General features: G+C 49.3%; 27 protein-coding genes and 1 pseudogene. 8 read left to right on the top strand and 20 right to left on the bottom strand.

What is annotated here, in order from left to right; all coding sequences use genetic code 11:
- Positions 1 to 148: 148 nt before the first annotated feature.
- A complete protein-coding gene (locus DFR60_RS05055) occupies positions 149 to 616 on the top strand; it encodes a hypothetical protein (protein ID WP_110321929.1) in 468 nt (155 codons plus the stop codon).
- Between the two features lie 244 nt (positions 617 to 860).
- Here DFR60_RS05055 and DFR60_RS05050 read toward each other — a convergent pair whose 3' ends face one another.
- From DFR60_RS05050 to DFR60_RS05040, 3 genes are read right to left on the bottom strand one after another with little or no spacing between them, the layout of a single operon-like run.
- Positions 861 to 1,307, bottom strand: coding sequence for a YwiB family protein (locus tag DFR60_RS05050; protein ID WP_110321928.1), 447 nt, complete (start codon positions 1,305 to 1,307; stop codon positions 861 to 863).
- A 1-nt stretch (position 1,308) separates the two neighbouring features.
- Complete coding sequence (gene murI, locus DFR60_RS05045) at positions 1,309 to 2,127, bottom strand: glutamate racemase (RefSeq protein ID WP_110321927.1); 819 nt, start codon at positions 2,125 to 2,127, stop codon at positions 1,309 to 1,311.
- Between the two features lie 52 nt (positions 2,128 to 2,179).
- A complete protein-coding gene (locus DFR60_RS05040; protein WP_110321926.1) occupies positions 2,180 to 3,244 on the bottom strand; it encodes a D-alanine--D-alanine ligase family protein in 1,065 nt (354 codons plus the stop codon).
- Between the two features lie 148 nt (positions 3,245 to 3,392).
- On the opposite strand from DFR60_RS05040, the gene spoIIR reads away from it, so the two are divergent.
- Complete coding sequence (gene spoIIR / locus DFR60_RS05035; protein WP_110321925.1) at positions 3,393 to 4,058, top strand: stage II sporulation protein R; 666 nt, start codon at positions 3,393 to 3,395, stop codon at positions 4,056 to 4,058.
- A gap of 87 nt (positions 4,059 to 4,145) precedes the next feature.
- Here the strand turns inward: spoIIR and DFR60_RS05030 are convergent, their stop codons facing one another.
- The 8 genes from DFR60_RS05030 to ispE all read right to left on the bottom strand — a co-directional run bounded on the left by DFR60_RS05030 (position 4,146) and on the right by ispE (position 13,460).
- Positions 4,146 to 5,342, bottom strand: a complete 1,197-nt coding sequence (locus DFR60_RS05030; RefSeq protein WP_110321924.1) for a TolC family protein — start codon at positions 5,340 to 5,342, stop codon at positions 4,146 to 4,148.
- A 42-nt stretch (positions 5,343 to 5,384) separates the two neighbouring features.
- A complete protein-coding gene (locus tag DFR60_RS05025) occupies positions 5,385 to 6,542 on the bottom strand; it encodes a TolC family protein (RefSeq protein WP_110321923.1) in 1,158 nt (385 codons plus the stop codon).
- 144 nt (positions 6,543 to 6,686) lie between these two features.
- Positions 6,687 to 9,725, bottom strand: coding sequence for an efflux RND transporter permease subunit (locus DFR60_RS05020; protein WP_110321922.1), 3,039 nt, complete (start codon positions 9,723 to 9,725; stop codon positions 6,687 to 6,689).
- Positions 9,726 to 9,737: 12 nt separating this feature from the next.
- A complete protein-coding gene (locus DFR60_RS05015) occupies positions 9,738 to 10,880 on the bottom strand; it encodes an efflux RND transporter periplasmic adaptor subunit (protein ID WP_110321921.1) in 1,143 nt (380 codons plus the stop codon).
- A gap of 36 nt (positions 10,881 to 10,916) precedes the next feature.
- Positions 10,917 to 11,540 carry a TetR/AcrR family transcriptional regulator gene (locus tag DFR60_RS05010; protein ID WP_110321920.1) on the bottom strand — a complete coding sequence of 208 codons (624 nt, stop codon included), beginning with the start codon at positions 11,538 to 11,540 and terminating at the stop codon, positions 10,917 to 10,919.
- A 146-nt stretch (positions 11,541 to 11,686) separates the two neighbouring features.
- The gene (locus tag DFR60_RS05005; protein WP_110321919.1) at positions 11,687 to 11,881 is read right to left on the bottom strand and encodes a hypothetical protein; all 195 of its coding nucleotides are present in this window, start codon (positions 11,879 to 11,881) and stop codon (positions 11,687 to 11,689) included.
- A 6-nt stretch (positions 11,882 to 11,887) separates the two neighbouring features.
- Complete coding sequence (locus DFR60_RS05000) at positions 11,888 to 12,565, bottom strand: GntR family transcriptional regulator (RefSeq protein ID WP_110321918.1); 678 nt, start codon at positions 12,563 to 12,565, stop codon at positions 11,888 to 11,890.
- Positions 12,555 to 13,460, bottom strand: coding sequence for a 4-(cytidine 5'-diphospho)-2-C-methyl-D-erythritol kinase (gene ispE, locus DFR60_RS04995; protein ID WP_207659498.1), 906 nt, complete (start codon positions 13,458 to 13,460; stop codon positions 12,555 to 12,557). Before ispE ends, DFR60_RS05000 begins: the two co-directional genes overlap by 11 nt.
- A gap of 284 nt (positions 13,461 to 13,744) precedes the next feature.
- On the opposite strand from ispE, the gene DFR60_RS04990 reads away from it, so the two are divergent.
- Both DFR60_RS04990 and DFR60_RS04985 read left to right on the top strand, forming a co-directional pair.
- On the top strand, positions 13,745 to 14,083 hold the full coding sequence (locus DFR60_RS04990) for a P-II family nitrogen regulator (RefSeq protein WP_110321916.1): 339 nt from the start codon (positions 13,745 to 13,747) through the stop codon (positions 14,081 to 14,083).
- Positions 14,084 to 14,270: 187 nt separating this feature from the next.
- Positions 14,271 to 15,482 (top strand): ammonium transporter, encoded by a 1,212-nt coding sequence (locus tag DFR60_RS04985; RefSeq protein ID WP_110321915.1) that lies wholly within the window; start codon positions 14,271 to 14,273, stop codon positions 15,480 to 15,482.
- A 97-nt stretch (positions 15,483 to 15,579) separates the two neighbouring features.
- On the opposite strand, the gene DFR60_RS04980 is transcribed toward DFR60_RS04985, so the two are convergent.
- Complete coding sequence (locus tag DFR60_RS04980; protein ID WP_110321914.1) at positions 15,580 to 16,164, bottom strand: GTP pyrophosphokinase; 585 nt, start codon at positions 16,162 to 16,164, stop codon at positions 15,580 to 15,582.
- A 168-nt stretch (positions 16,165 to 16,332) separates the two neighbouring features.
- Positions 16,333 to 17,076, bottom strand: a complete 744-nt coding sequence (locus tag DFR60_RS04975; protein WP_110321913.1) for a YesL family protein — start codon at positions 17,074 to 17,076, stop codon at positions 16,333 to 16,335.
- Between the two features lie 280 nt (positions 17,077 to 17,356).
- Here DFR60_RS04975 and DFR60_RS04970 point away from each other — a divergent pair, with 280 nt between their 5' ends.
- Positions 17,357 to 18,058: a hypothetical protein gene (locus DFR60_RS04970; protein WP_110321912.1), complete on the top strand. Its 702-nt coding sequence runs from the start codon at positions 17,357 to 17,359 to the stop codon at positions 18,056 to 18,058.
- Here the strand turns inward: DFR60_RS04970 and DFR60_RS04965 are convergent.
- From DFR60_RS04965 to DFR60_RS04950, 5 genes are all read right to left on the bottom strand, one after another.
- Complete coding sequence (locus tag DFR60_RS04965; protein ID WP_110321911.1) at positions 17,994 to 18,803, bottom strand: GNAT family N-acetyltransferase; 810 nt, start codon at positions 18,801 to 18,803, stop codon at positions 17,994 to 17,996. The two genes, DFR60_RS04970 and DFR60_RS04965, sit on opposite strands and share 65 nt — an antisense overlap.
- Before the next feature lie 48 nt (positions 18,804 to 18,851).
- Entirely contained in the window at positions 18,852 to 19,370 is a 519-nt protein-coding gene (locus DFR60_RS04960) for a peptidylprolyl isomerase (protein WP_002604756.1), read from the bottom strand.
- 235 nt (positions 19,371 to 19,605) lie between these two features.
- Entirely contained in the window at positions 19,606 to 19,749 is a 144-nt protein-coding gene (locus DFR60_RS30245; RefSeq protein WP_155521531.1) for a hypothetical protein, read from the bottom strand.
- Between the two features lies 1 nt (position 19,750).
- Entirely contained in the window at positions 19,751 to 21,133 is a 1,383-nt protein-coding gene (locus DFR60_RS04955) for an alanine/glycine:cation symporter family protein (protein ID WP_110321910.1), read from the bottom strand.
- 51 nt (positions 21,134 to 21,184) lie between these two features.
- Complete coding sequence (locus tag DFR60_RS04950; RefSeq protein ID WP_110322072.1) at positions 21,185 to 21,907, bottom strand: polysaccharide deacetylase family protein; 723 nt, start codon at positions 21,905 to 21,907, stop codon at positions 21,185 to 21,187.
- A 319-nt stretch (positions 21,908 to 22,226) separates the two neighbouring features.
- On the opposite strand from DFR60_RS04950, the gene DFR60_RS04945 reads away from it, so the two are divergent.
- The gene (locus tag DFR60_RS04945; protein WP_002604759.1) at positions 22,227 to 23,204 is read left to right on the top strand and encodes a zinc dependent phospholipase C family protein; all 978 of its coding nucleotides are present in this window, start codon (positions 22,227 to 22,229) and stop codon (positions 23,202 to 23,204) included.
- Positions 23,205 to 23,211: 7 nt separating this feature from the next.
- Positions 23,212 to 23,256 (top strand): annotated as a pseudogene (locus DFR60_RS31320) (hypothetical protein); the annotation flags it as partial.
- Positions 23,257 to 23,456: 200 nt separating this feature from the next.
- Here the strand turns inward: DFR60_RS31320 and DFR60_RS04940 are convergent.
- Positions 23,457 to 24,038: a hypothetical protein gene (locus DFR60_RS04940; protein WP_034533385.1), complete on the bottom strand. Its 582-nt coding sequence runs from the start codon at positions 24,036 to 24,038 to the stop codon at positions 23,457 to 23,459.
- A 186-nt stretch (positions 24,039 to 24,224) separates the two neighbouring features.
- Between DFR60_RS04940 and DFR60_RS04935 the strand changes: the two genes are divergently transcribed.
- Complete coding sequence (locus DFR60_RS04935; RefSeq protein WP_110321909.1) at positions 24,225 to 25,802, top strand: BCCT family transporter; 1,578 nt, start codon at positions 24,225 to 24,227, stop codon at positions 25,800 to 25,802.
- Here the strand turns inward: DFR60_RS04935 and DFR60_RS04930 are convergent.
- Positions 25,799 to 26,038 carry a helix-turn-helix domain-containing protein gene (locus DFR60_RS04930; protein WP_025529472.1) on the bottom strand — a complete coding sequence of 80 codons (240 nt, stop codon included), beginning with the start codon at positions 26,036 to 26,038 and terminating at the stop codon, positions 25,799 to 25,801. The two genes, DFR60_RS04935 and DFR60_RS04930, sit on opposite strands and share 4 nt — an antisense overlap.
- Positions 26,039 to 26,090 lie beyond the last annotated feature (52 nt).

Raw genomic sequence — 26,090 nt, 5'->3', positions numbered from 1 at the left:
AGGCACATGATGCCACAATAGTGCACATTCCATAATATCATAGCCCTGTCAAGGTGTCAAGCATTTTTTGCTTGCACTTTCCATAATATAATGCTATACTATTACAGATAGACTTTATTTACAAAATGAACTATTGGAGGTATTCCCCGTGAGCACAATTTTAAACGTATTACTGGTGATTCTTCTCATCTTAGTGGTAGTACTGGCTGTTCTCTATTTTCTCGGTAGAAAGCTGGAAAAACGCCAGGTTGAACAACAGCAGGCTATGGAAGCGGCAGCACAGACCGTATCCATGCTGGTCATCGACAAGAAAAAGATGAAGCTGAAGGACGCCGGACTTCCAAAGATCGTTTACGAGCAGACGCCGAAGTACATGAGGCGTGCGAAGGTACCGATCGTAAAGGCCAAGATTGGTCCGAAGGTCATGACGCTGATCGCAGATGCGAAGGTATTCGATGTTCTTCCAGTCAAGACGGAGGCTAAGGTCGTAGTGAGCGGTATCTACATAACCGAGATTAAGAGCATTCGCGGCGGTGCGGTTCCGGCTGCGCCGAAGAAGAAGAAATTTATGGACAGGTTTAAAAGAGATAAGAAGGCAAAAGGCAGTTCCAAATAATTTGTAAATCAAAGCAGGCATGGAAACTAATATCCATACCTGCTTTTTTCATGCCGTTAAAGTCTGTTACTAAAAGAGTACGCAAAAGAGAGGGCCTCCTGTCAATTTGCAGCTTTACTCACTTCATGTACTGAAAAACAAGCGGCACCGGATTCCGGATCCATACTGATCCGAAGCCTGACGCCGCTTTCCTAATTCCATCCTGTTATGGACTGTTCTGTATTATATTCTGGCAGTTGGGATTCTAACTGTTCAAATGAATATCCGCTGTGGACTTCGAATGAATGTCCAGATTAATATTGCATTCCGACACATGCTGATAGTTAATATCCAGAGAATACGATACCCTTACCTTTAAGCTGTCCTCATCTTCAGCAATCATGATATCGTTCGTGTTAATTCCGATCATCATCTCTCCAAATGGTGTGGCATAACAGGAAAGGTTTTTCTTATCCTTCTCAAACGTCATATGGACGTTAGAGGATCCCCTCTTTATGATGTCCAGTCCCTGGGGACGGATCTTAATGGTATTTTTTATAATGTCGCTCTGACCTTCCATAACCTCGTCATATAGAATATAATGGCTGCCGTTTTTCTGAAAATAATCTCCGGCAGTGATCATCTCGACCTCATTGCTGTCACCATCTGCAAACTGAATGCCGCTTATGGTAATCAGTACATCTCTTGTCATATCAAAACTCCTCTATGTTGATCTGCCTGGTTTCCTTTACCGCGCCGGGAAGAATCGACGTCGCAAAGCCGGTAAACTTCTCCGCTAAATCGCTGACATAAAACAGATACTGTTCCTGCCCTTCTGCCGGGCCGCTACACAGCAGATCTGCCTCCGTTAAGACGGCTTTCAGCTCCAGAGCCGTCTCATAGGCCGGATTCACCAGAGTCACCTCCGGTCCCATCAGGCGTCCCACTGTAGAGCGTAAGAGCGGATAATGGGTACAGCCCAGAACCAGCGTGTCAATATATTTGCCTTTCAGCTCGCTTAAGTAACGGGAGGCAATCTCATCCGTGACGGAATCGTGCAGAAGTCCCTCCTCCACCAGCGGCACCAGGAGCGGGCACGGCTTGCCGGTTACCTCGATGTCAGGACGCATTTCCATCATTACCTTTGTGTAGACTCCGCTTCGTATCGTCCCCTCCGTGCCAATGATGCCTATTTTCCCATTTTTCGTAGCCTGGGTGGCCGTTCTGGCACCGGCATGGATAACACCGAGAATAGGGATATTCAGTTCCCCCTCTACCGCCTCCAGCGCATAGGCTGTCGCAGTATTGCACGCAATGACGATAGCCTTTACGTCCTGTGTCAGAAGAAAGCGGATAATCTGTCTCGTAAAACGAATCACCGTATTGCCGGATTTGTTGCCGTATGGAACTCTGGCGGTATCGCCGAAGTAGACAATCCTCTCTTCCGGCATCTGTCTCATAATCTCCCGCGCAACGGTCAGACCACCGACGCCGGAGTCAAATACCCCTATGGGTGAATTCCTGTCTGCCATAGTGTCTCTCCTTAAGTTTTGATCCGTTTCCAGGGTGTTATTACAACACGCCCTAGAGCTTATAACGGTCAAACGCATGCTCTACCAGGCGGTCAACCAGCAGGTCCTTGCTTACCCCGGCAGCTTCCCACAACATGGGGTACATACTGATGGCCGTAAAGCCCGGCAGCGTGTTGATCTCATTAAACACCACGGTTCCGTCTTCTTTTACAAAGAAATCCACACGGGCAAGACCGTATCCGTCCACAGCCTGAAAGATGGCCTTTGCCGCTTCTCTTACCGCGTTGGCCGCATCTCCCGGAAGATTCGGATTTACAACGGTTCTGGAATCGGAATTATAGTATTTGGCGTCAAAATCGTAAAATTCAGCGGCCGCCAGAATCTCGCCCACACCGGAAGCTTCCACTGGAACCAGCCCGCCTCCGAATACCGCGCACTCGATCTCCCGGCCCTTAATCATCTCCTCCACCAGGATCTTCCTGTCATGCTTTGCCGCCTCTTTAAGCGCGGCTTTTAGTTCCTCTCTGTCGTCCGCGCGGGCCACGCCCTTCGACGAACCGGCGTTCGATGGCTTTACAAAGACCGGGTAAGAGAACTTCTCCTCGACTCTTCCCACAACGGCTGCCATGTCGCCCAAATCAGACCTCATCACGGGAACGTAGGCAGCCTGGCGCACGCCTAATTCGTCAACCACTATTTTTGTATACAATTTATCCATCGATACGGCTGACGCAAGCACGCCGCAGCCCACATATGGGATTCTGGCCAGCTCCAGAAGGCCCTGAACGGTACCATCCTCCCCAAACAGGCCATGAAGCACCGGGAATACGACATCCACTTTCACAAAGTCCACACGGTCTCCCTCCGTCAGGATGACGCATTGCTTCGTAGCATCAGGGGATATGACTGCGTTCGTCTTTCCTTCCCTCCAGATACCAGATTCAATATCCTTGACCGATTCCGTTTTGATCCAGTGCCCTTCTTCTGTAATTCCGATCAGAAGAAGGTCGTATTTCTCTCTATTCATATGATTGATGACGTTGACCACAGACATGCAGGATACCACATGCTCAGATGACTGGCCGCCGAATAAGACGACCGCTGTTTTCCTGTTCATTTTACATTCTCCTCATACTTTCATTCCTCCGGCAGCATTCTACCGCCCAAGGAATTTCCTTTTTGCAGTGTTTATATTATAGCACATATGGTTACAATTACAACTGATAGATAGTTTAGTTTTCTTAATGCAGACTGGAGGTTCTTTGATGAAATATAAACGTGACTTATTCTTATGCATGACCTGCCTTTTATTGGCTTTTCTGCTCACCATGGCTTCCGGACGCCGAAATGAAGAAGCCATGGCTGCCCGGATCGCACCGGAAATTCTGCGGTTCCACGTCCTTGCCAACAGTGATTCCGATGGAGACCAGCAGCTGAAGCTGCGCGTGAGAACCCTGCTCCTTGATTCAATATATGAGGGGCTGGGAGAAAATGCCTCCCTGGACGACACAAAAGAATATGTTCTTGCCAATAAAAGCAGCTTAGAACAGCAGGCAGAGGATTACATGAAAGCCCAGGGATATGACTATCCCGCACATATGGAAGTGACAAAATGCTATTTTCCGACAAAAACTTACGGCGATATGGTGTTCCCATGCGGTACCTACGACGCAGTACGGGTGGAGATAGGCAGCGGAAAAGGACACAACTGGTGGTGTGTCCTCTATCCTCCGCTCTGCTTTGTCGATTCAACCTACGCCGTCGTTCCGGATTCCTCCAGAGAGGTCTTAAAGCAGTCCCTCGATGCTGCGGATTACCAGGCGCTGATCCTAAAACAGCCGGAGGTCCACGTGCGGATACGCTCAAAGCTTCTCGATCTTCTGAAAAAAGACAGTGGAAAAACAGAAGGACGGGTACAGCTTAACCGCTGATCCCATCCTGTCTGTTTCACAGCTTTTTTGCTGTGCTCTATCTTTGCTGTTTTACTGCGTCATTTTACTATGCTTTTTGATGCTGTATTACTGAGGAACCGAGACAAAACCCTGGACCGCCCAGTCGTAGTCAAGCATGGCCTGAAGCAGTGCCGTGTCGGCAGACTTCCTGGCGCCTTCCGCCTGATAGTACTGAACCTCGGCTCCGAGGTATTGAAGCTTGCTCAGCATTTTCAGCTGATACTGGCGTTCGGCCGCCCCTTTGGCGAGAAGCGCCTTCTGGTACGCGGTCTCGGCCGCATCATTTAACACCTTTTTCTGCTGCATAACCTGATATAAACGCTGCATTTCAACTGTCAGCTGCTGCTCCGACACGTCTATATTTTTCAGACGGTTATCGATTGCCGCGGTAGACTTCGTCGAGGATGCATGGCGCTGTGAAATCAGTGTCTGATTATTCCCAATGGCAGTCTGTATGTCGGCTGCAAGATCAATCCCGTCTATTTTGGACGGGTCGGCCGCGGGGACAGTGCCGATCTCCGGTGTTGCGTCAACCTTCCAGCCTGTCAGAAGGCAAAGCTGGCTTCGCAGGTTATCGGCCAGATTGCGGAGATTATCCAGCTGGGACTGCGTGGACAGTAAATCACTCTGGGCCTGTAAGACGCCGGTATCAGTAGCCATTCCAAGCCCTGCCTGAAGCTTTGCTGCTTCCAGCGCTTCATTCTGCAGTTCCACCACTTTTTCGAGAGTCTGCACCTGGGCGCGGAGATTATCGTAGGAAATCATCAGCATCTGTGTGCCCTTTAAGGCTGATTTTACACCGGTATCAAGCTGCTTTTTGGCCTTTTCCAGCTGCTTATCGGTTGATTTGGTTGTGGAAGACGGGGCGGAAATCAGCCCCTCCATCCCTTTGATCGTGGTATTCAGTTCCTGCAGTGCTTTCGTCTTCTCCTCTGAGTCAGGCATTGCCTCCAGCTGTTTTTTCTGCTTCTTCAGGGCCTTGACTAAATCTTTATATTCGCTTTCTTCAATATCATCTCTTACTGCTCTGACAGTCGACGCCGTATCATCCCTCGTGAAATCCAGCTGGCCGTACGCATAGCTGATCTCCGGATTATACTCCCTGATCAGATTCTCCAGTTCGTCGTACTCCAGATTATTATCCTGCAGCCTCGCCGCAGTCTCCGCATCGTAGTCTGACAGCTTTGCCCATGCGGCAGTCGGGCTTCCGAAGGCGAGTGCACCGGCCAGAGCCATGCACAACATCATTTTCCATTTTCTCATGTTCTACTCCTTCCGGCTGAGATAAGCGTTCCTGTCTGCCGGTTACATGCCTGCACTGGCACTTGCCAGACCATTTACACTCCAGTCGTACGATTCCATCGCCTGGAATAAATCCATATCCGCGTTCTTCATGGCAGTCTGTGCCTGAAGATACGCATACTGCTGGGATAAGTAGTCCAGACGGCTGATAGTTCCGATTGACATCTTTCTTTCCGCTGCTTCCATGTTCTTTGACGCCACATCGAGGGATACCGACGCCTGCTGATAGGCAGTCTGCGCCTGAATCACATTCTTATATGCGGAATCAACCGATGCGCCGATCCTCTGGACATTGTCGTCTATTGTCATCTGAAGACTTTCTTTTTTTGAGTTGTTGGAGGAGTTGGCCAGCTTCTTCCTGTTAATGCGGAGCGTATAATTGTTCTCCAGCGCTTTTTCCTTGTCCTCAGCCGGATTCATGGCCGCTACCCTGCTGCTGTCCGCGGATGGTATATCCGTTATCTCCGGGGAAGCGTCGTATCTCCAGCCCAGCATAACACACAGCTTCTGCCTTGTGTTCTCCAAATCAGACTGGGCAGTTAAAATTGCCGCGTCCGCATTCTGTAAGTTTTCCTGGGCAGTCAGCAGATCCATCTGCGTGGCCATGCCGTTGTTCATCTTAAGAGACACGGAATCATAGGTGGCGGCAAGGAGCTCTCTATTTTTCTGCTTCAGTTCCAGATCCAGTACCTTCTGGTGATATGATATCATGTTGGCCTGGGCATTGGACACAAGTGTCTTCTCCGTCTGGTCATACGTCATCTTAAATATCTCGCTGTCTTCCACGCTGTCGTCGGCCTGCTGCTCAAGAGTCTGAGCCTGAGCCTCGGACATCGCATCGGAGAGAATCGAGCCTGCGTCGTCCTCCCCCGACATGCTGCTCCTGATCGCGTCAGCCGCGTCACGGTAGTCCTGCGCGATCTCATCGCTGCTTTTATTTCTTTTATCGTTATAATCACGCTGATTATTCTGTACCGTCACATTGTATTCATGTATCAGCCCCGCCAGTTCGTCATACTCCATGACGTTGTCGCGAAGCTTTGCCCACTCCTCGGCGCTTCTGGCAAATTCCGGGCTTCCGGCCCAGGCAGTCCCCGCCGGAACGGCAGCCGCCAGAACTGCTGCCATACAGCAGGCACTAATCTGTTTCCATTTTTTCATCAATTGGTCCTCCTAACCTCGTACCGGATGGATTTCATGTTACAGTCTGAATCATCTGCTTTTTGTATCCTTATCTTACCATATAACTCCCGTAAGTTCAAAGACACATTATTCCAATTTTATTAATCTCCCGGATGCACGCCCTTAATCCGGCATGGGCGTCGTATCTACCTTACCGCTCATGATCGAGTAGTAGACCGGAAGCATCAGGAGAGAAAGAATCGTGGAAGCCGTCAGACCGCCGACGTTAACAAGGGCAAGCCCCTGCATCAGTTCCCCGTTGCTGCCGTACCCGATTGCCATCGGTACCATGGACACGATGGTGGTGAGTGTCGTCATTAAGATAGGACGAAGCCTTGTCGCGCCTGCTTCAATCATAGCCGTCCTCTTATCCATCGTTGAGCGGTACTGGTTGACCGTATCGACATAGAGGATACCGGCGTTAACGACCGTACCGATCAGCATCAGGAAGCCCAGCAAAGAAGGCATGGTAATCTTCACATCCATGGCCGCCAGCAGACCGAAGGAACCGATTAAGCTGAACGGAATTGTGGTCATGACCATCAGTGAAAACTTTGGTGACTCGAACTGAGCCGCCATAACTACAAATACCAGGAAGATAGCGATGGCGATGGCCTTAAACAGAGCGCCAAATTCCTCATACATGGACTCGTCAACGCTGTTCTGCGCTTTTGTGACCGTGCCGTTTAAGTATTTGCCTACCACCTGATCGTTGATATCCTTTAACGCAGCCGCCTTCTGCTCCTTGGTCGCCAGTTCGTCTGTAAAGGATCCCGTGATAGTCACCTGGTACTGCTTATTCTTACGGGTAATACCGGCCGGGCTGTCTTCATAAACGATATCCGCGATATCGGTAAGCGCCACGGAACCGCCGGTCTGTGTGGGGATGGTGATTCCCTTTACCTTATCCAGAGTATCATATTCTCCCTCCGGATATTCGACCTTAACGTCCACGTTATTCCCGTCTACGTCCATGGTCATAGCCTTCACACCGCTTAACATGTTATTAAGCAGCCCTCCGACAGACGCCGGTGCGACGCCATCCGCGGCAGCTTCGATCGGGTCCACATGAACCTTGATAACCGGCGCCGCATTCTCCAGATCGGAATGCACCTTGATGAGACCCGGATACTGCGTAAGCTCATTAACCAGACTGTCAGAGGCATCCTTAAGCTCATCTAACTGAGAACTCTGTAAAATAACCTGCAAATCATTGGTGCTGCTGAAGGAACTCATCATGGAGCTGGATTCCACCGTTATATTACAGTCCGGTATATCCCGCATTGCCTTTTTCCATTTATCCACGACTTCCTTCGTCGTAAGTTCCCTGTCATCTTTTAAATATGCAGTCAGTGAAGCACTGCTTCCGCCAAGGCTTAAGCCGCTGCCTCCATAAGTAACCATATAGGATTTTCTGTCAGGTTCAGCCTTAACGATCTGTTCTACCTGGCTTAAAATCTTATCTACCTCTTCAATTTTGAGACCCGGGCGGACCTCTACCGTTACGGCTACCGTTCCCTGATCGACATCAGGCATGAGGGCAAAACCCAGCTTTCCTGCAATTAAGAAGGATACGACAAGAAGCAGTACGGACACCGCCATAACTGTTTTTCTCTTGTTTAAAAGCTTTCCGATAATCTTTCTGTAACCGTCCTGCATGATGCGTACAAGACCCGACGCCGGAGAATTTTTCTTCTCTACCGGGCGGAACCGGCTGTAGCACAGAGGTACAATCGTCATAGCGGAAATCAGGGAAGCCGCCATACAGAATACAATCGTGAAGCCAAGGGGCGCGAACATCTGTCCCGACATACCCTTTAAGAGAGCCAGAGGGATAAATACGACACAGGTAGTAACCGTTCCGCCGAAGATCGACTGGATTACCTTACCAGTTCCTTCCAGCGCAGCCTCCATATATTCCCGGAAGCCCTGCCCCTTGTGGGAACGGAAACAGCTTTCCAGAACTACGATGGAGTTATCGACCATCATACCGACGCCGAGAACGAGGCTTCCCATGGTGACAACGTTCAGGGAAAATCCCATGACCGACATCAGGATTAAAGCCGCCAGAATCGATACCGGAATTGAGCTTCCGACGATCAGGGACGCCTTAATATCTCCGAAGAACAGGAAAATAATAATCATGGAAATGATAACCGCCATAACCATGGTGGTCGTCACGGAGCTTAATGCCGATGTAATCTGATCACTGGTATCGTTGACCACGATCATCTCCAGCTGGGGATGCTCTGCCTTCAGTGTTTCGATGGTACGGTTTACCGACTTTGACACATCCACCGCACTGCTTTTTTGCTGTTTGTTGATGGATAAGGATACGGTATCCTCTCCGTTATAACGGCCGATACTCGTATCTTTTCCGGTTGTCTCGGATATATCCGCGACATCCTCAAGGTAAATGGTCTTACCGCTTCCCGCCACTACCGGGATTTTTTTCAGGCTCTCGACCGTATCAAAGCTTACTGAGGTACTGACCGATAAATCCTGCTTTCCGACTCCGGTGCTTCCGGCCGGATAGGTGAAATCCGCGCTCTTTATCGCCTGGCTGATGGAGTTCATGGACAGATGGTACTGATTCATCTTCTCCGGAATCAGGCGGACACTGACGTAGCCTTCCTGGCCGCCGCTTAAATCCACACTGGCCACGGAAGAGATTTTTTCAAACTCAGGAACGATCTCGTCGTTCACATAGTTGTATAAATTGTCTGCCGAAGGATCGTTGACAGAAAGTGTAATACTCGGCATATCGTTCATATTAAACTCAAAGATACTGGGTACATCCACGTCGTCCGGCATGGTGATATTGTCCATTTTCTTCTTCAGATCGGAATATGCCTTATCCATGTCGGTGCCGTACTCATATTCCATCATGACGATCGAGATATTTTCCTGGGACATGGACTGAATATTCTTAACGCCGGAAAGGGTTCCCACCGATTCCTCAATCGGTTTGGTAACCAGTTCGTTGACGTCATCAGGGCTGGCTCCCGCATACACGGCGGTAATCATCATCATCGGGAAGTTCATCTCCGGTGTCAGCTCCATCTTGGAAGATAACACGGAAGATAATCCGAACACCAACAGGCAAAGGACTGCCAGGACGGTGGTGATGGGTCTTTTCAGAACACTTTTTGTAATTCCCATTCTTCCGCCCCCTTACTGATTCGCATCAGCCGGCTCTGTCTGACCTTCTGTTTCAGTCTGAGCGTCTGGTGTCACGTCTTCTGCTGTCTGATTCTCACTTAAGGTGACTTTGGAACCGTCATAAAACTCTGTTGTCCATGTGGTGACAACCTGGTCGCCGACATTGATGCCCTCTTTTACTTCTATGTAGCTGTTATCTGCAATTCCGACTGTGACTGCATTTTTATGGAGAACTCCGTCTCCGTACGTATAGATGTAAGGATCTCCGCCCTCGTAATATACCGCGTCAACCGGCACTGTGAGAACATTGTCGGCTCTCTGTGACACTACACGGAGCTTTACGGAGGTTCCCGTGGCCAGGGCGGCTCCGTCAGGAACTGATGCCTTCACTTTAAACAGCCCGCTCTGCGGATCAACCATGGAGCTTACTTCTGTGATAGACGCCGCGTGATCCACACCGTTCTTCTCAACAGTAAGGGCATCTCCCGCCTTTAATCCGCCTATGATTCTCTCTGAAGCATAGAAGGTTACCGCCTTACCATCTCCTGAACCTGCAATCACACAGATCTGACTCTGCTGGGAAACCATATCATGAACCTTAACGTTATAGCTCTCCACCCGGCCGGATATCGGAGCGGTAACCTGGCTGCTCTCCAGCTGAAGGTTATACCCCAGCTTCGCGCTCTCATACTGAAGCCTTGCCAGCTCTACATTGTCGGCCAGCTTCTGAAAATCCGCTTCCGCCATATCGCCCGCAGCATGAAGCACTGAATACCGGTCCAGATTGCTCTTTGCATCCTCGTAAGATACGCGGGCCGTCTCCATCGTAAGTCTGGCAGCCTCCACCTGCTTTGTATCAATCTCGCATAAGAGCTGACCGGCCGTCACCTGGTCTCCTGTCTGGGCATTGACGCTTATGATCTCTCCTGCTCCTTTTGGTGTTACATATACAATACTGTCGGGCTCAATGGTACCGATCAGCTCTGTATTCACCACAATCGACCGAAGCTCCGGATTTTCGACGGATACCACCGGCGGCACCTCCGCCACAGTCTCCTCTTTCTTTCCTCCGGCAACATTGGATACGATTAAAGCTGCCACAGCAGCCACCAGAACCACACTGACTGCAATTGTTATTACCTTCTTCTTACTCATGCTGAACTCCTCACTTCATCACACAGATTATTCTAGTTACTGTTTACAAATTCCATATTGCAGTATTTCTAATTTTTCCCGGAAAATTTTCTTAATATTTTCCTCACTATCCATATGCCGGTTATACCAGCCTATGCTTTCCATAACGCATGCCATAATCATGGAGACTAAAAGACCAAACGAATTGAAATCCGTTTTCTGGAATTTCTCTTTATCAGTCACCTCGTAGAGCGCCGCCAGTATCTCATTTCCCTTTTTCTCTCCCATGTTGTTCGCGCCGTGGACTTCAGTAAATAATTTATCGAAATCCTGGTAGAGCACAAAGCTCTGCATCATCTGGAACGTCTTTCCTTTTTGAGCAAAGGAAATAGCCTGATCCAGCAGTTCCTCTGACGAGATCCATAAGTCACCTCCGTTACTGATTACCGATGTCGTCCAGAAATCCTTCAGCTTATCCGCAGTATCACTGAATATGTACCTCACTACATCACGCTTATCTTCAAAATAAGTATAAAAGCTTCCCCTGGATATTCCCGCGTTCTGGATAATCTTGTTAATGGACACCTTTTCAAAAGGCACCCGGATACATTCTTCCATGGCCGCATCACGTATCGCTTTTTTCTTCTCTTCCGGCAATTTGTTAAATCGTTCTGTCGGCATATTCTCACCCCTTAATATTTGTTCTCACTTTTACTCCCGGCCAGCCTTCTCAGAAATGCAAAAAGTGACAACCTGTCACTTATTATAATGACATGTTGTCACCTTGTCAATAAAGGTTATACTTTTTTTATAAATTTTATTCTCATTTATTTTTTACTGTCAAGAAGCGCCTGAAGGGCTTCATCACTTTCCTCAATCCAGATGTCTTCCTCTTCTTCATTAAGACCCAGAAATCCGGCCAGAGTACGTGGATCATCACTGCCGTTCCACTCTTCCACATAATCATCAATCGCCTCAAATTCTATTTCTCCTGCCAAATACCGGTCCTTGAACGTCATCATACCTCTTTAGCCCTCCTGCTCCTTTATATTTTTGGAAACGGTTATCTCCTGATTATCGATGTGTTCCCTCATGGCTTCTTTTGCTTCCTCAACCCGGCGCAGCTTCACAGCCTTTAAGATCTTGTCGTGTTCGAGAAGAAGAATCTGACGCTTATCCTCGTCCTTAATATATTCCAAGCGGTAACGGTACATCTGCTCTCTTAGGTTATTAAGAATCTGTACAAGCCTGTCGTTGCCGGTGCCTTTATAAATGACATCGTGATACGTTTCATCGGTCTCCGCGATCTTCATGGCGTCTCCGCAGGCCACTGCCTCCTTAAATACCTCCTGGGTCTGTTCCAGGGCGTCAACCTCTTCCTCTGTCATTCTCTGACAGGCCAGCTCAATGGCCAGTTCCTCCAGAGAACGTCTTACCTCCAGGACATCACGCAGGCTCTTCTCGGAGATTTTCGCAACCTCTGCGCCCTTTCTCGGAATCATCAGCACCAGCCCTTCCAGCTCCAGCTTTCTGATCGCTTCGCGGATCGGTGTTCTGGAAACGCCCAGACGCTCCGCCAGCTGAATCTCCATCAAACGCTCGCCCGGAGCCAGTTCTCCTTTTAAGATAGCCTGGCGCAGCGTATTGAAAACCACATCGCGCAGCGGCAGATATTCATTCATGTTCACCTTCAGATCATTTCCCATGGGAAACCTCCTTTGTATTGTAAAAATTAGTCAGATATACAGATTTCGCCAGATTGGCGGACTTGCCGTAACGCATTTCCTCGTAGGCCTCTTCCGCCGCCTTCGGGCTTGTAAATATTCCAAAAACCGTGGGTCCGCTGCCGCTCATCAGGGCATTTACCGCTCCCAGTGATTTTAACCGGTCCTTGATCTCCGCGATCACAGGGTATTCCGGTATTGTGACTGTCTCCAGAACATTGCCCAGGAGAGATGCGGCCCCGTAAATGTCGCGTTCCCGGATGGCTGCTATCATGCCGTCTATATCCGGATGGTCCGACGGACGCAGGGAAGCGGCATCCAAATGCTCATATACGAATTTAGTGGACACGCTGATGCCTGGCTTTGCAATCAACACCTGACACTGGGGAATAGGCGGCAGGGGGGTTAAAATCTCTCCGATGCCCTCCGAGAGCGCTGTCCCACGCATCACGCAGTAGGGGACATCGGCGCCGATCTTCACTCCGCGCTCCATTAACGCTTCCATGGAAAGCCCTAAGTTAAACATCTTGTTCACTCCGAACAGTACGGCCGCTGCATCGCTGCTGCCTCCCGCCATCCCGGCGGATACCGGAATAAACTTCTTTAAGTGAATGGTGACTCCGTGGTTGATGTGGAACTCGTCCATCAAAAGCTTCGCCGCCTTGTACACCAGATTATTCTCGTTTACCGGAAGATAGTACAGATTGGTCTCGACGGTAATCCCCGGCGTCTCCTTTAAGTAAAGATCAATCTTATCATAAAGTCCGACTGTCTGCATAATCATACGGACCTCATGGTATCCATCCTCTCTCTTCTTAAGAACGTCGAGCCCCAGATTAATCTTTCCGTAAGCCTTAAGTCCAAGATGTCTTATCATAGGCATAAATACCTCGCATTTTCTTAATTTCTTCAAATTGTACTTTTTCGTTATTTTGTATACAGTATTAAGTATAGTACGAAAGAAGAAAAAGCACAAGTCTTTTCTAAGTTTTGTGGCGCCATAATTTTGTCAATAATTCACAAACTTTTCTAATTTTTCCGTTTTAAAATGTATTTGACATTTGTTTTCAGAAATGTATAATGTTTAATATCGAACGAGGGCGTTCCATTATGGAATTGCCCTCGTTTTTGTTGTCAACACGATAAAGGAGGATATGCTGTATGAAAAAACTGGAAATCATTATTAAGCCGGAAAAGCTGGAGAGCCTGAAGGCGATTCTGGAGGGCTGTGAAGTCAACGGCATCATGATCAGCAACGTCATGGGCTATGGCAATCAGAAGGGGTATACGCAGATGTACCGGGGGACCAAGTACAATGTAAATCTGCTCCCCAAGGTAAAGGTGGAAACCGTGATTCCAAAGGAACTGGCGGATCCCATCATCGATGCAATCGTCGATGAGATCAACACCGGAAATTACGGCGACGGAAAGATCTTCGTCTATGACGTTCAGGACGCCATCCGGATCCGTACCGGGGAGCACGGACGCGAGGCGCTGTAACGGCACAGTTTTGCTGTATCATGGGCTGCAAATGCATCCACGCCACTTTAAATTCCATACAGAATCCATTACGAAAATTATCAAAGGGGATAATTGCTTGCCGGCAGGTGAGCGGTTATCCCCTTTTCTGCATCCGTTTCCCGGATTCTGACGGCATTTACCAAAACAGTTCAGGAGGAATCAAATTATGGAAGAAACAACCTTGTTGATGAATATTATGTGGACTATGCTCGGCGCTTTTCTCGTCTATTTCATGCAGGCGGGCTTCGCCATGGTCGAAACCGGCTTCACCAGAGCCAAAAACGCTGGAAACATCTGTATGAAAAATATGATGGATTTCGTTCTCGGCTCTCTCTTTTTCTTCATTCTCGGTTTCCCTCTCATGTTCGGAAAGAACATTGCCGGCATCATCGGCGGTTCCGGTTTCTTCAATCCCTATTCCCTTGCGGATGCGGATGGAATGATCAACGGGCTGCCCATCGGCGTGTTCATGATTTTCCATACCGTGTTCTGTGCCACCGCCGCGACCATCGTCTCCGGCGCCATGGCGGAACGGACAAAATTTTCTTCTTATCTCATCTATTCGGCAGCCATCAGTATCTTTATCTATCCAATAACCGGCCACTGGATCTGGGGCGGCGGCTGGCTGTCCCAGATGGGCTTTCATGATTTTGCCGGATCCACAGCCGTTCACATGGTAGGCGGCGTATGTGCATTTGTGGGCGCTAAAATCGTGGGGCCCAGACTTGGAAAGTACAACAGTGACGGAACACCCAATGCAATTCCCGGCCACAACATTCCTCTGGGCTTCCTGGGCGTGTTCATCCTCTGGTTCTGCTGGTTCGGATTCAACTGCGGTTCCACCACTGCCGCCTCCACGTCTCTGGGAGACATCGCCATCACCACGAATCTTGCGGCCGCCGCGTCCACTCTGGTTACCCTTTTATTTACCTGGGTCCGCTACGGTAAGCCTGATGTATCCATGACGCTTAACGGAGCATTGGCCGGACTCGTGGCCATCACCGCCGGCTGCGATGTCGTCACTCCCTACGAGGCCATCATCATCGGCGTCATCGCCGGATTTGTCGTCGTGCTGGCCATTGAATTTATCGACAAGGTGGTACGTGTGGATGATCCGGTTGGAGCCGTAGGCGTTCACGGCTGCTGCGGTCTGGCGGGCACTCTGCTTACCGGCGTATTCGGTGAAGGCTGCAATTTCGTCACACAGCTTACCGGAGTCGCAGCCGTGCTTGTGTACGCGGCGGTGCTGGCATCCCTTATATTCACCGTGATCCGCCTGACCATCGGCCTGCGGGTATCCGATCAGGAACAGCTGGACGGACTGGATATGCATGAGCACGGGATGACTGCATACTCCGGATTCCGGATTGATAAATAAACACGCTTTCCCTCATATTATCTATATACTTCATACCCCCCGCCGGCAGTACACCGCCAGCGGGGGGTATGGCTGTAACTTAAGTCTGAGGCTCACCTCATAAGTACCCTTCCATCTCTTCTTCCATGTTCTTTAAATATTCCGCATACTCCTTAAAATCCTGTGCTGCCTTCTCTTCCAGCTTCTGGCTGCCTTTATAGCAGATGCGGTGTTCCATGCTCGCCCACAAGTCCATGGACATGGTCCGAAGCTGAATCTCCACGGGATAGTACTCCATGCCGTCCGTGTGATAGACGGGGACGCCGAACACGATGTGATAGCTTCTGTAGCCGTTAGGCTTGGGATTGCTGATGTAGTCACACTCCTTGATTACTACGATATCGGTCTGTTTCTTAAGCAGGGACACTACCGCGTAAATATCACGCACAAAATAGCAGATCACACGAATTCCCGATATATCGGTCAGACAGTCTCTGGCAGCTTCCACATCGCTTCCGTAGCCTCTGCGCACCAGTTTCTGTTCTATACTTTCTTTCTTTTTAATTCTGTCCTGCAAATGGTGAATGGGATAATTCTGGTATTTGCGCCGGTAATCGTCATTTAACACTTCGACGCGGACGCGAATGTTCTTCAGCGCATCCTCATAAGGCTGGATAAACACAACATACTCCTCTTCCGTCATATGCCACCTCCCGGATTATTCAAAAACCAACCATACTGAAAATTATTATACCTCTTTTTTGTGTCCATCTCATGTCCAAATTCTAAAAAAAGCACTGTGGTTTCTGAACTTTTTCTGCTCAGAATCACAATGCTTTCTTCTATTATAAAACAGCCGGTTTATGATCTATTACTGTTCTGTCGGCTCTTCTGTCTTAACATCATCTTCTTTTACCGTTCCTACAGCCCTTACGGCTTCTTCCTCATCAGCAAAAATCGGTCTCATCTCGCCGTCTTCACGCTCTTCCTTCGGCATGTACTTCAGAAGGATCGGAGATAAAATATAAGAGTTAATAAACGCAAGAAGCGGGAATCCAAAGAGCACGCCAAACATCATAATCTGCGGAATCATCACCATCGCCACAACCACGGCCACATCGATTACAATGATAGCGATTGTCTGAAATAAATGACGGATGGACATGAAAAACGCATTGAAGAACGTTCTCTTAATTGTATTATAAAATCTGGACTGAAGCGGAAATATGTAGGTCATAATTGCCAGATAGATAATGGACATTGCAAGGAAAATCGTTACCATGACTGTCTTAAACTGCTGGGACATATTAAAACCGCCTCTTGTAAAGAACAGCATATCAAAACCCAGAATAAGCCCCACAGCCAGCATAATCAGCCAGATAATGGTCGACTGCTTAAAGTTCTCCTTAAAGGACTTGAAAAAGGACCGGATCGTGTATCCGTCATCATTTCTCGCAAGCTTTAATGTCACGTAATATACAGCGGTCGTCGACGCACCGATTGTAAAAATGGGAATACTGCATACGAACCACAAAACATTCAGTATGATCAGATCTCCAAACTTCCCGATAAATCGCCAGACAGGATTATCATAATTAAAAAAACCAGACAGCATAAGTCGTACCCCTTCTCTTTTTTTAGGGCGTGCAGATGGCAGGAATGAATTTTCAAACAGGCCCTAGTAGCATTACAGAGTATTATAACGAATCCTGTCACAAAAAGCAAACGTTCTTCTTTATTTCATGAAAATTTCACAATTATTACGTCAGGGTTGTGGTATAATGTGGTATACAATGAGCATCGGTCAGCACTGCAGTGCCGGGTCTTTGGCCAGCCGCTCAACCGGAACCGGTGTAATCCGGGCCGACTAATTCACGAAAGAGGTTTGACTATCCATGACACCTTATGAAAATGTTACCTTTAAAGAACGGCTGCATGAGGAAGCCGCCAAGCTTAAGGAGATGTCTTTCAGAGACAAATTCTGGTATATCTGGGAATACTATAAGTTTCCCATCATCGGGGTTGTGATCGCGGTATTTCTGGTGGGTTCCATCGGAAGCGCCATGTACAACAACAGGTTCGACACCGCACTGAGCTGCGCCGTCCTAAACAGCCGCTACGACAGCGAGGCGCTGACTGTAGACCAATATTTCGACGAGGGGTTCCGCGCCTTTATCGGTCTCGATGAAAATACGAAGATCGACGTGGACTATTCCATGTCCCCTTCGTTTGATGAATCGGCCATGAACGAATATTCCTACGCGGAGCTGGCAAAGCTGACCGCCATGATTTCCAGCAAGGGGCTGGACGTCATGATCGGACGCCCGGATGTCATTGACCATTACGGAGAGATGGACGGATTTCTCAATCTGGAAGAAGCCCTCCCCGCGGATTTATACGAGCAGGTAAAGGATTACCTCTATCCGGTCACCAATGCTGAGACCGGCCAGGAATCGTTCTGCGGCATCCGCATCGGAGATACCTCCTTTGGTGAGAAGACTGGCCTGATCCTGGAAGATCCTGTCCTCACCATTATGAGCAACTCGCCTCATACAGATACAGCAATTCAGCTGATTCGCTACATTTTTGAGCAGTAAGACGAAAGCCAAGTGATTCGGCCAGGCGTATGGAGGCCGTATTTCCTTCCTCAATGACCGCGCAGATGCGGCCCGTCAGCCGGCCGGTACCGTAATTTAATATTTCCCTGCACGCCTCCTTCGCATAGCCGGAACGCCGCCAGGGAGTGAAGATGTGATATCCCAGTTCCAGCGGGGTATCCTCTTTTTTTTGCGGCGGAGAAGGTTCTGCCTGCTGAGACTCTGTTTGTTGAACTTCTGCCTGCCGGATCTCTGTTTGTTGTATTTCCGCATTCACGAATCCTCCGGCTGGCTGAAAGAGCCCGGCCTTTCCGATCACGGTCATACTCTCCTTTTCCACCACCGCCCAGATTCCGTATTCAAAGAACCGGTACTGGCTGTCGATATATGCGGTCAGTTTCTCTCTGCTGTGAAAAATCTCATCACCGGGTCCCGCATCTTCCGGAATCATGTACGCGGCATCCTCCGCCGTAAATTCCCGGATCACCAGCCGCTCCGTCTCTGCGATGATCCAGGGCATATGAAGCCTTCTTCTCACCACCCGCTCCAGAAACTCCGCATCGGCGTCTTCCACGCATTCCACAATGTAGTCCGCCGGAGCAAGGCTCTGACCGCTTCTGTTTTTGTCCCATAAACCAATGATGGTCCCGCCTGCCGCATACGCGGCCGACAGGACCTCCTGTTCACTGGAAATGGTGACAGTATACGGCGTACCGCTGATGAATACGGTTCGTTCCTCTGTCATACAATCATCCTCTGTCTTAATTAGCATTTCTTAATTAGTACTTCTTAATTAGCATTTCTCCGGCTCCGGATACTCTGTGCCGAAGGTTTCCACTGTCATGGATTTAATCTTCTGCTCTTTCATCGGGCGGTCGTTGTAATCTGTGCGCACATCGGCAATCTTATTCACAATGTCCATGCCCTCGGTAATCTTGCCGAATGCCGCGTAGGAACCGTCCAGATGCGGGGAAACCTTGTGCATAATAAAGAACTGGGAGCCTGCGGAGTTCGGGTTCATGGCTCTGGCCATGGACAGCACGCCCTCGGTGTGCTTAAACGCGTTGGTAAATCCATTCTGGCTGAACTCACCCTTAATGGAATATCCCGGGCCTCCCATTCCGTTTCCGTCCGGGCAGCCGCCCTGGATCATAAAGCCGTTAATGACTCTGTGGAAAATCAGTCCGTCATAAAAACCTTTTTTTACCAGACTTATAAAATTATTTACTGTGTTCGGAGCAATCTCAGGATAGAGCTCGGCCTTCATGACATCGCCATTTTCCATGGTTATTGTAACAACCGGATTATTCATATTATTATTTCTTCCTTTCTCTGTACCATGCATTCTGTACAACCTGAAAGTATTTTACCAAATCTGTCCCGGCTTTTCAAGACGGAAGACAGTATTTACAATTCTTTTCGGCGCATTTAAAACCAGTTAAGGCACATTACAGGTCGTGTCAGGCTTTTGTTCACATTTTGTTTAAATTTCATTCAAAAACCTTTTACATAAATAACATGATTTCTTCATGATTCGTGGATATACTTTAATTGTAAACAAATAAATAGCTTATAAGATTTTTTTCATAATACTCGAGCTGATAATTTATTATCAGCTCTCCTCCCTTTTTCAAACAAATATTTAAAAAGAGCCTCTCCGCTGCGGAGAGGCTCTTTTCGGCTGCTGCCATATCAGTTTTTTCCAGTCTGTATTTCCCCCTCTTTTCCCTTGGGAAAGGTTACTTCCTTCATTAAAAAGATTAAAGCCGCAATATTGGGCAGCGCCATCAGGCCGTTCCAGATATCAGACAGCTCCCACACCGTTTCCAGTCTGGCCACACAGCCTAAGAACACCGCGCCCAGATAGAGGAACGTATACGCCTTTCCCCGCAGAATCCTGGAGAGAAGCAGGAAATGGCCGTGCTCCTTCAGCCGTTCGGCCAGATAGGCCGACGCCTGCCGTCCCAGATAATACCAGGCGATAATGGTGGCAAATGCGAACAGCATCATCGCTGCCGACACAAGGTACTCTCCCAGGCCGCCCAGCCGCTTGGAAAAACAGTAGGCCGTGAGAGCCGCTCCATCATATCCGGAGCCTGCCGCGTCTCCACCGGTCATGCACAGGATGACAAGGGCCGTCATGGTACAGATCAAAATGGTATCGAAGAACACCTCGAACATGGCCCACATGCCCTGCTGCTCCGGCGTCGTCTCCTCAGCCGCTCCATGCAGAATGGCCATGCTGCCCAGTCCGGCCTCATTGGAGAACACGCCTCTGGACATGCCATACTGAAGGCTCCTGGAGATTCCATATCCCGCAGCCCCGGATACAGCCGCACCAGGCTTCAGCGCATCGTGAAAAATCGAGGCGAAAATGGCGGGAATCTGGTCGTAGCACGACATGATGACCACCATGGAAAACAGCATGTAAATCCCGGCTGAAATGGGAACCAGCCGTTCGGAAACCATGGCGATCCGGCCGATTCCGCCAAAAATCACGAGAAAGACGATGCCGGTCAGAATTACTCCCACCACCTCCGGGCGGCTCCCAAACGTATATTGGAAGGTTTCCGCGATGGAATTGGACTGCACCATACTCCCCATACCCAGAGACACCATGACACAGAAGAAGCTGTACAGCATTCCCAGCCACGGCATATGCATTCCGCGCTCCAGGTAAACCATGGGACCGCAGATCCATTTGCCCTTCTTATCCCGGTAACGGTAGCGGATACCAAGCATGGTCTCCGCATAGCCTGTCATCATGCCGATGGCGGCGGACACCCACATCCAAAAGAGCGCTCCCGGCCCCCCTGCGGTGAGCGCGGTCGCCACTCCCACGATATTTCCGGTCCCGATGGTAGCCGCCAGGGCCGTACAGGCCGTCTGGAACTTCGTCACGGCGCCTTCCTCTTCCAGTTCCTCTTCCCGTATGCTGCCGATGGTCATCTTCCACCAGTACGGCAGCCTTCGAATCTGGAAAAAACCGGACTTCACCGTGTAGACAATGCCGATTCCCAGAAACAGGACCAGCAGCCATGGCCCCCAGACAAGCTCATGAATTCTATGTATCATCAATGCCGCTCCAAATTGCTTTTATTAAGACTTATTCGGAGAGACAACGTTCTATGCATGGTACAGGCTGTCGGTTACACCAGACAGCAGAACCTCACAATTTGTCCCGTAAAAAATATCATCCCGGCCGCTCATCATCTGGCAGAATTCCTCGAATTTTCCCCATGTGTCATGGTAGTCAAACTCGTAGCTGTGTCCCCAGATATAGTATATCTGCGGCGTATCCGGCTGTAATTTCAGGAACGCCTCTCCCAGCTCTGTCATCCGTTCAAACTCGATATGATAAACGGATGGCTGAAACCGGTGCAGGTCCTGCTGCACATCAAAGTGGCAGCAGGAGGTGATGGTTCTGGCATATTTCATGGCCGTGTGATTCCTTATGACTGACGCCACCCGCTCATCGTTGTTGATCCCGCCGCCAGGGTAGGCCATTCCCACAACCGCCTTTCCGGTCAGACGCTCCAGGTTTATCCGGTCCTCCTCCACCTGACGGATGATCTCCGGTTCTTCCAGCTCCGTCAAATGCGGATGGGTCAGTGTATGCACAGCCACCTCGTGATTCCTGTAAAGCTCACCGATCTCCTCCGGCCGGATCTTATTGTGATCTACCCACATATTTTCCCGCCACAGGGTACCGGGTTTTCCCAGCAGTTCCGAATTAATGTTAAATGTTGCCTTTAGCCCGTAGCGGTCAAACAGCTCCACCAGCCTCCTGTCCTGCGTCACGCCATCATCGTAGCTGAAGGTCAGTGCCTTCATTTTTCCATGAAACATGGTCTCACACCCCTTTCTCTTATTCAAAGGTAATATTATCACAATACTGCCGAGTGAGCACCTGTTTCCCCTGATTTCTTTCGCTTTCCAGGCAGAGAGCACGGAATATAAGAATAAAAAATAAACAGGAATAAAATTTCCATTAAAAATCACACTATATATTACACCATGCGAGGCGGGATGTGGTATAATGTGCGTATAGGCCAGGGCGGCCGGAACGTCTGCGTTTCAGCTTCTCTGCCCGGGATCGTCAGTCCCTTCGATTCACTCACCGGTTATCGCTGACTGTCCCCAAAATACTCCATCAAGAGGTGATCAAATGCCCGGATTTACCACCCATTATCTACTCGGCGTCAAAGCATACAACGATCTTCCGAACAACCAGTTAAGAAGAATTATCTCCAAGTACCGCTGGCTTTATCAGTTAGGGCTGCAGGGCCCCGATATGTTTTTCTACAACATTCCGATCCTGCGCCACCGTGACTACCGAAACGTAGGTTCCTACATGCACGAGAACCACGTGAGCACCTTTTTCGCCGTATGCTTAAACCACCTGGCCACCATCGAGTCGAAGCAGCAGCGAGAGCAGGCCATCTCCTACTTAAGCGGCTATTTCTGTCACTACGTTGCGGATTCCATCTGCCATCCCTACGTGTATGGGCGGATCGAATACGACATTAAGAATTCCGGCAATTATTACCATGGCCTTCATGCCACGCTGGAGAATGACATCGACGCCCTTCTTCTTATGAAATATAAAAAGAAAAAGCCGTCCCAGTTTAACCAGGCGGCCACGATCTGTTTAAACGGACTGGAGACGCAGTTTATCTCCGGTTTCCTCTCGTCCTGCATCAATGAAGCCTACTATCCGATCAACTACCGGAACAATTTCCGCGTAACGCCCCGGATGGTATCCCGCTCCATTCTGGCCATGCGCATCGGCTGCCGCACACTGGCCGATCCCAGGAGCCGCAAAAGAAACAGCATCGCCGTGGTGGAAAATCTGCTTTTGAAGAATCCCATCGCTTCTAAAAAGCTGGTAACCGACATACCGCCGGATCCGGTCAGAGCCATGAACTTAGATCACGAGACCTGGTGTAATCCATGGGATAAACGTCTGGCTTCCCAGGCATCGTTCCCGGATCTCTTCCACCAGTCCATGCGGAAATGCAGCGACGTATTCTACTTATTTAATGAAGAGCTGATATCAACCACCCCGCTCTCTCATCAGGACCATGGAGCGCTGTTAAAGGAACTGGGCAACTACTCCTACCACAGCGGCCTGGCAGTATCTTAGAGCGCGTTTGAAAATTGCTTTCCGTCAGCTGTGCGTCACACTTTGTGGGAGATTTGACCCCGATGAAGGAGGCGTAGTGGGCTACGCTGACTGAATTGGGGCAAATATGCCGCGAAGTGGGGCGGGCAGATGGCGGGAATGAATTTTCAAACACGCTCTGGGATTCTCAGGATGTTAAAAGGTGCAGACGCGAATAGGGAATTCGCTGCTGCACCTTTTGTTTCTCGTATCTGCGCGGTCTCGGTAAATCGATTATTCCTGGCTTTCCTCACCGCTGTCTTCCACTTCTTCGCCCATGTCCTCTTCTGCAGACGTCGGCTCCATAACCTTCGCGCCTTCTACCGGCACAATAGCCTCGTTGGAACCGGCCGGGATCGTCATATTCACCAGCCATACGGACTTATCCGTCATCATGCCGTCCGGCATAACAATAAGATTAAGCGTATAGTCCTGGAAGAATCCGCCATAGGAATCCTCGGTAGAGGTCTCAATGGAGAAGTCCTGTACTGCTGCCTCATCGTTGATCGTTCTCACAACCGCATTCGCAAAGGCCACGGCCTCCTCCGGGGTGGCTCCCGCGTTCATCATCAGCGTTAAATCGATGGTCTTCTTATCCGGATCCACGCTGTAATTGACGCTCACCGCCTTCGGGTAATCCTCGTTATTTAAGTACTCCTCATCCAGATCATCTCCGATCTGTCCCCAGTCCAGCACAATCCCTTCCTGAGTTTCAAATACCGGCTCCGCAGGCCCTCCTGTCACAATATTGCTTTTGGTACAGCCAGCCAGCAGCATCGCCGTAATTCCACATATAATTAACACTTTTTTCTTCATGATCAATTTCAGTCCTCCTTTTTTCTGCACGAGGCTATTATATCGGATGCGGCTTCATTTTTGTAGTGGTTTTGGAAAAAAGTCAGAAAATCTTCACAATTAATTCTTGCATTTTCTGGATAACCATGGTATTATGTTCAATATCAAATTTATTTTTACTTTTTTGAACATTTAGGAGGTACTATCATGGACCAGGATAAAAAAAAATACTTGATAAAGAAGCTGGACTGGGTTACGACCATCGTCCCGTTCATCTGTGTTCTTATACTCTGTCTTTTATTTATGGTGTTCCCGCAGAAATCGACCGATGTGCTTTCATCGATCCGTTTCTTCCTCGGCAATGAATTCGGCAGCTACTACTTACTGATCGGACTCGGCGTCTTTCTCTGCTCACTCTACATGGCATTTTCCAGATACGGAAAGATTAAGCTGGGAAATATAGAGAAGCCGCAGTACTCCAATTTCAAATGGGGAACCATGATGTTTACGGCAGGCCTTGCGGCCGACATTCTCTTCTACTCGCTCTGCGAGTGGGTGCTCTATGCCAATGAACCGCACATTGCAGACATGGGGACATTTCAGGACTGGGCCTCCACCTATCCCCTCTTCCATTGGGGACCGATTCCCTGGAGCTTTTATATGGTACTGGCTGTGGCTTTCGGCTTCATGCTTCACGTCAGAAAGCGCACCAAACAGAAGTATTCTGAGGCCTGCCGTCCGATCCTCGGAAAACACGTGGATGGGATTGGCGGAAAAGTCATCGACCTGATCGCCGTATTCGCACTGCTGGCAGGGACAGCTACCACATTTTCTCTGGCCACTCCGCTGCTCTCCATGGCGATCAGCCGCGTGACCGGAATCCCGGAATCCAACATGCTGACAATTTTAATCCTTGTCATCATCTGTGTCGTCTACACCATCACCGTTTATTTTGGTATGAAGGGCATCGCCAAGCTGGCGGCCTCCTGTACCTGGCTCTTCTTCGGCCTGCTGCTCTACGTGCTGATCGGCGGCGGAGAGGCCCGCTATACCATTGAGACGGGAGTTACGGCTATCGGCAACATGGTGCAGAATTTCATCGGCATGTCCACATGGACCGACGCGCTGCGCACCTCGTCTTTCCCGCAGAACTGGACCATCTTCTACTGGGCTTACTGGATGGTGTGGTGCGTAGCCACCCCGTTCTTCATCGGTACCATCAGCAAGGGACGCACCATCCGCCAGACGGTGCTCGGCGGATACTGCTTCGGTCTGTCGGGAACATTTACCTCCTTTATCATACTCGGCAACTACAGCCTGGCGCTGCAGACGAAGGGACATCTGGATGTCATGGGCATCTACGCAGCCACCGGGGATTTATATCAGACTATCATGGCCATCTTCGAGACGCTTCCGCTGGCGAAGCTGGGGCTTATCCTGCTGGCAGTCACCATGATCGCCTTTTATGCCACCTCCTTCGATGCCCTTACCATGGTGGCTTCGTCCTATTCCTACAAGGAACTGCCGTCCGACGCCCAGCCCGATAAGCACGTGAAGCTGTTCTGGGCCATACTGCTGATGCTGTTCCCCATTGCCCTCATTTTCTCAGAGAACTCGATGGCGAATCTTCAGACCGTATCCATCATCGCGGCATTCCCCATCGGAATCATTATTCTGTTGATACTTTTCAGCTTCTTTAAGGATGCGAGGGAATATTTAGACCACTGCGAAGGCGGAGAGATACCTGGAAATAAAATCGAAAAAGAAAAGACCAGGGCGAATTAATCGTCCTGGTCCAGATCATTGAATATATCGGAATCAAAGAATTCGCGGATGGTCATTCCAAAACCATCGGCGATTTTTTTAATGTTGCAGATTCCGGGGTTCTTGCTCTTTCCATTCATAATACTCTTAAAGGTTGATGGCGGCATCCCTGCCTGAAAGGTCAGAGAATATCCCGTCAGACGCTTCTGCCTGCATAGCTGCTCAATCCTCTTACTGGTTGCTTCACATATCGTCATGACCGAATCCCTCCTTTTTTCTTTAGTGTAACTAAAAAAATTGTAGAATTCG

This window comes from Hungatella effluvii, assembly GCF_003201875.1.
Lineage (GTDB): Bacteria > Bacillota > Clostridia > Lachnospirales > Lachnospiraceae > Hungatella > Hungatella effluvii.
The sequence above is the reverse complement of the archived record's forward strand: the minus strand, read 5'-3'. Positions and strand labels throughout refer to the sequence as shown.